The sequence below is a fragment of the Deferrisoma sp. genome (assembly GCF_054681715.1).
Genome location: NZ_BAAHFQ010000189.1, coordinates 1 through 5,173 on the forward strand (window position 1 = coordinate 1; position 5,173 = coordinate 5,173).

General features: G+C 67.5%; 5 protein-coding genes. All 5 read right to left on the reverse strand.

Going from position 1 to position 5,173, the window contains the following annotated elements:
• Nucleotides 1-524: helix-turn-helix domain-containing protein (locus ACY0I8_RS16115; protein ID WP_461395555.1), on the reverse strand; the 524-nt coding region annotated here is incomplete at its 3' end.
• A gap of 201 nt (nucleotides 525-725) precedes the next feature.
• Nucleotides 726-1,520, reverse strand: a complete 795-nt coding sequence (locus ACY0I8_RS16120) for an IclR family transcriptional regulator (RefSeq protein WP_461395556.1) — start codon at nucleotides 1,518-1,520, stop codon at nucleotides 726-728.
• Nucleotides 1,521-1,865: 345 nt separating this feature from the next.
• Complete coding sequence (locus ACY0I8_RS16125; protein WP_461395557.1) at nucleotides 1,866-3,863, reverse strand: sodium-translocating pyrophosphatase; 1,998 nt, start codon at nucleotides 3,861-3,863, stop codon at nucleotides 1,866-1,868.
• Nucleotides 3,864-3,888: 25 nt separating this feature from the next.
• Entirely contained in the window at nucleotides 3,889-4,455 is a 567-nt protein-coding gene (gene pth, locus ACY0I8_RS16130) for an aminoacyl-tRNA hydrolase (protein WP_459942068.1), read from the reverse strand.
• Nucleotides 4,456-4,470: 15 nt separating this feature from the next.
• Nucleotides 4,471-5,094 carry a 50S ribosomal protein L25 gene (locus tag ACY0I8_RS16135; protein ID WP_461395558.1) on the reverse strand — a complete coding sequence of 208 codons (624 nt, stop codon included), beginning with the start codon at nucleotides 5,092-5,094 and terminating at the stop codon, nucleotides 4,471-4,473.
• Nucleotides 5,095-5,173: the final 79 nt, after the last annotated feature.

Here is a 5,173-nt window from a genome sequence, read left to right on the forward strand (position 1 = left end):
AGCAGGAACTCCTGGCCCTCGTGGCAGTACTGGCTTTCGTCCTGCCGGGTGGCCGGGTCCACGTGGAGCAGGAACGGCTCCATCAGCTTGTCGCGCTTGTGAAACGTGAGGGCCTGGTAGATGTAGCCGTGCTTTCCCCCGGTGCGGGAGATCACCTGGCTCACCACCGGGCGCTCCTCGCGGCGGACCACCTCGTAGGGCACCTCCGGACCCTCGTCCCGGAAGAAATACCCCATGGTCACCCCCAGCACCCGGGCGATCCGCGAGAGCGTCGCAAGCGGGGGTGAAACGTTGTTGTTCTCGATCTGGGAGATCAGGGCGGGACTGAACCCGGTCTCGTCGGCCACGTCCTGGAGCGTCTTGCCCCTTTCCTGGCGCAACCGCTTGATCTTCGCCCCGATGTTGAACTCTTCGGCCCCGGCCTCGCGCGCGGCCGCCCGTCGGCGGCTCCTCCGGCGCCCCGGACTGCCGGCGACGGCGGCCTTCCGCACCGCGGGGCGGGTCTCGGAGGTCTCGTCTGCCAACGGATGCCCTCTCCAACGGCACGCCGCCCTCGGCGGCGGTTCCCAACGGGGGTTTACAGGCCGCCGCATTCTAGGGGCCGGGTTTGGCCGAGGTCAAGCGGCTTTATGCTCCCTTAAAAATTTCAGTCTCGCTAAAACCAGAGGGAGCAAAAAGGCCCGCCGGGTCACGGCGGGCCTTGAGGGAGGACAACGGTCGTCTGTCTATAGACCCTGCCCCACGTCGAACCCGAGGCGGGCCGAGAGCTTCTTTCCGGCGTCCACGGCCAGCGGGATCAACTCCTCCTGGAGCCGCTCGTCCGTGAACCGATAGGCCGGCCCCGAGATGGAAAGCCCCGCCACCACCCGCCGGGTGTAATCCCGCACGGGCACGCCCACGCACCGGATCCCCTCGTCGAACTCCTCGTCGTCGATCGCGTATCCCTGCTCCCGGATCTTCTCGAGTTCCTTGAGGAACTCCTCACGGTCCGTGATGGTGTTCCGGGTGTAGCGCTTGAACTGGATCTCGCCCAGGATCCGCTCGACCTCGTCGGCCGACTCGAACGCGATCTGGGCCTTGCCCACGGCCGAGCAGTACACCGGCAGGCCCACCCCCACCCGGCTCACCACCCGCACCGGGTGCCGGGCCTCGACCACATCCACGTACACCACCCGGTCGTCCCGGATGAGACCCAGGTAGGCGGTTTCGTTGCACTTCTCGACGATCTCCTCGAGGATCGGCCGGGCCATTTTGAGAAGGCCCATGTGCTTGATGAACACCTGGCCGAGCTCGAGGACCTTGAGGCCCAACCGGTAGTTGCCGGTGACCTTGTTCTGCTCGATGTAGCCCCGGCTCTCCAGGGTGGCCAGGAGCCGGAACACGTTGTTCTTGTGAAGCCCGAGGCGCTTCGAGAGTTCGGTGACCCCCAGTTCGGTCTCCTCGCCCCGGAACTCCTCCAGGAGATCGAGGGCGTTCGTGACGGACTGGATGATGTAACTGGATTTTTTTCTCCGAGCCACGGTAATCCCTGTGCCTGCCCCTCCGGGGCCGTAAAGAGACAATCCTACGCTTGTGAAGGGCCGCTCATTTTAGCCACGGCCCCCTACGGGGTCAAGCGCAAAACGGACCCCGGCAAGAGCAAAACACCACCGATCCGGTTTGAATCGCCGTTCCTATCCCGTTGTCTCACGCCAAAAGGCGTCCCGGAAAGCGCCCCCGAGGGTCGGGCCGGGATGCAGGTCGGCATAATAAAATCCCGTTATGGATTCGTCAAGGCGATCGCGCCGCTTTTTTCCGCCTCCGGCCGAAAAAAGCCGGCCCCGAGGGGCCGGCTTTTTTCGTTTCACGGTTTCCAAAAACCGGGCCTACATGTGGGGCAGGAGCGGGGCGATCACGAGGCTCACCACGCTCATCAGCTTGATCAAGATGTTCATCGAGGGCCCGGAGGTGTCCTTGAAGGGGTCGCCCACGGTGTCGCCCACCACGGCGGCCTTGTGGGCGTCGGAGCCCTTGCCGCCGAGCGCCCCCTTCTCGATGTACTTCTTCGCGTTGTCCCAGGCGCCGCCGGCGTTGGCCATGAAGAGCGCCAGCAGCACGCCGGTCACGGTGGCACCGGCCAGGAGCCCGCCCAGGGCCTCGGCGCCGAGCACGAAGCCCACCACCACCGGCACGATCACGGCGGTGAGGCCCGGCACGATCATCTTCCGCAGGGCCGCCTGGGTCGAGATCGAAACGCAGGTGGCCGTGTCGGGCTTGGCCGTGCCCTCCATCAGGCCCGGGATCTCCCGGAACTGCCGGCGGACCTCGTTCACCATGTCGTAGGCGGCGTCGCCCACCGCGGTCATGGTCATGGCGCCCACCAGGAACGGGATGATGCCGCCGATCAGCATGCCGATCACGGTGTTGGGGTCGGTCAGGTTGATCTCGGCGAGCCCGGCGGCCGAGGAGTACGCGGCGAACAGGGCCAGCGCGGTCAGCGCGGCCGAGCCGATGGCGAAGCCCTTCCCGATGGCGGCGGTGGTGTTGCCCTGGGCGTCCAGGGTGTCGGTCACCTCCCGCACCTCGGGGCCGAGCTCGGCCATCTCCGAGATCCCCCCGGCGTTGTCGGCGATGGGGCCGTAGGCGTCCACGCTCATGGTCACGCCCACGGTGGAGAGCATGCCCACCGCGGCCACGCCGATGCCGTAAAGGCCGGCCAGGTGGTACGAGCCGAAGATGGCGGCCGCGATGAAGAGCACGGGGATCGCGCAGCTCTCCATGCCCACGGCGAGCCCGGTGATGATGTTCGTGGCCGGGCCGGTCTGGGAGGCCTCGGCGATCCGCACGATCGGCTTCGCGGCGGTGTAGTACTCGGTCACGAGCCCGATGGCGATGCCGGCCACAAGACCGAACACCACGGCGTAGAACACGCCGATGGGCAGTCCGAGCTTGTTGGCGATGGCGTAGGCCCCGATCACCAGGAGGATGGCGGACACGAAGGTCACGTTCCGCAGGGCCTTGGCCGGACCCTGGTTCTCCAGGATCTTCATGGACACCACGCCGATCACGCTGGCCACGAGGCCGGCCATGATCACCAGGAGCGGGTAGGCCATGTAGGCGAGCTTCTCGGTGGCCGGGATCACCGCGCTCGTGGCCGCGATCGCGATGGTGGCCACCACCGACCCCACGTACGACTCGAAGATGTCGGCGCCCATGCCGGCCGTGTCGCCCACGTTGTCGCCCACGTTGTCGGCGATGGTGGCCGGGTTACGCGGGTCGTCCTCGGGGATGCCGGCCTCGACCTTGCCCACCAGGTCGGCGCCCACGTCGGCGGCCTTGGTGTAGATGCCGCCGCCCACACGGGCAAACAGCGCGATCGACGAGGCGCCCATGGCGAACCCGTTGATGTACTGGGCGCTCTCGGGGTCCCCGAACACGTAGAAGGCCACCCCGAGGCCCAGGAGCCCCAGGCTCGCCACCGAAAGCCCCATCACGGCCCCGCCCGAGAACGCCATGGAGAGGGCCTTGCCCATGCCGGCGTCCTTGGCCGCGGCCGAGGTCCGCACGTTCGCCCGGGTGGCGGCCTTCATGCCGAAAAATCCGGCGGCCATGGAGCACACCGCCCCGCCCAGGAACGCCCAGGCGGTCATCGGCGCGATCTTCCAGAACAGGAGCAGGAACACGACGGCGATGAAGATGACGAGGATCTTGTACTCGCTCTGCAGGAACGCCATGGCCCCCTCGTGGATCAGGTCGGCGATCTCCTGCATGCGCTCGTTGCCGGCGGGCTGGTTCTTGATCCACGAGTAGATCAAGGCGGCCACGATGAGCCCGCCGATGCCCACAAGGGGCGCGTACACGGTCCAACTGCTCAGGTTTTCCATGTTTCCCTCCCTTCCGAAAAAAAGGTTAGGTGTGGAACCGGTTCATGGCCCGCAAAGGCCCTTCCCCTATGATATGGAAAACGGCGTCGGCGGCTCGCGCCCGGATCGCCGGAATCTCCACGGCCTCGTCGGCCGAAAACGGGCTCAACACGTAGTCGGCCGCGTCCCCTTTCCCCTGGGGCCGGCCGATCCCCACCTTCACCCGCACGAACTCCCCCGTGCCGAGCACGGCCAAGATGGAGCGGATGCCGTTGTGCCCCCCGTGCCCGCCCCGTACCCGGATCCGGATGGCCCCGAAGGGGAGATCCAGATCGTCGTGGACCACGATCAGCCGCTCGAGCTCCACCCCGAACCGGTCCACCAGCCGGCCCACGGCCTCGCCGCTCCGGTTCATATACGTCTGGGGCTTCGCGAGGACCACGGGCTGCCCCGCCAGCCGCCCCTCGGCCACCCGGGCCCGGCAGGCGTCCCGCCACCGGCCGGCGCGGGCGCGCCCGGCTAGTTCGTCCGCCACCTGGAACCCGATGTTGTGGCGGGTGTCCTCGTACTCTGGGCCCGGGTTTCCGAGCCCCACCACGAGGAAGGGACCCATGGACCGGCCCAGGGGCTAGGCCTCGGCCTCGGCCGTCTCCTCCTCGGCCTCCTCCTCGCCCTCTTCGGCGTAACCCGAGGGGGCCACGATCACGCACACGGCGAGCTCCGGGCTCGTCAGGATCCGCACCCCTTCCGGCGGGGTGATGTCGCTCACGTGCACGGACTCGCCGGGATTGAGCTCGGTCACGTCCAGGGTGATCGCGTCCGGCAGGTCGTCGGGCTTGCAGGCCACCCGGAGCTCCCGGCGCACGACCTGCAGGATCCCGCCCAGTTTCACGCCGATGGGGGTGCCCTCCAGATGGACCGGCACGGTGGCGTGAATGACCCGGTTCGGGTCCAGCTTGTAGAAGTCCGCGTGGATGAACCGGCGCTTGACCGGGTCCACCTGCAGGTCCTTCACGATCACCCGGATCCCCTCGAGGTCGGGATCGCTGCTCCTCAGGCGCAGGAACACGTTGCGCTCGGCCGGGGTGCGCAGGGCCTTCACCAGGTCCTGCTCCCGGAACGTCACCATCTTGGGCGCCATCTCGGGGCCGTACACCACCCCGGGGGTGCGGCCCGCGGCCCGGAGCTTGCGGGCCACGCCCTTCCCCACGCCCTCTTTGGGCTCCACCGAAAACTCGACTTCCGCGTGCATGGTTCTTCTTCCTTTCCGAGAACGTCTCGAGGCTAAACGAACAGGGAACTCACCGACCCGCACTCCGTGATCCGGCGGA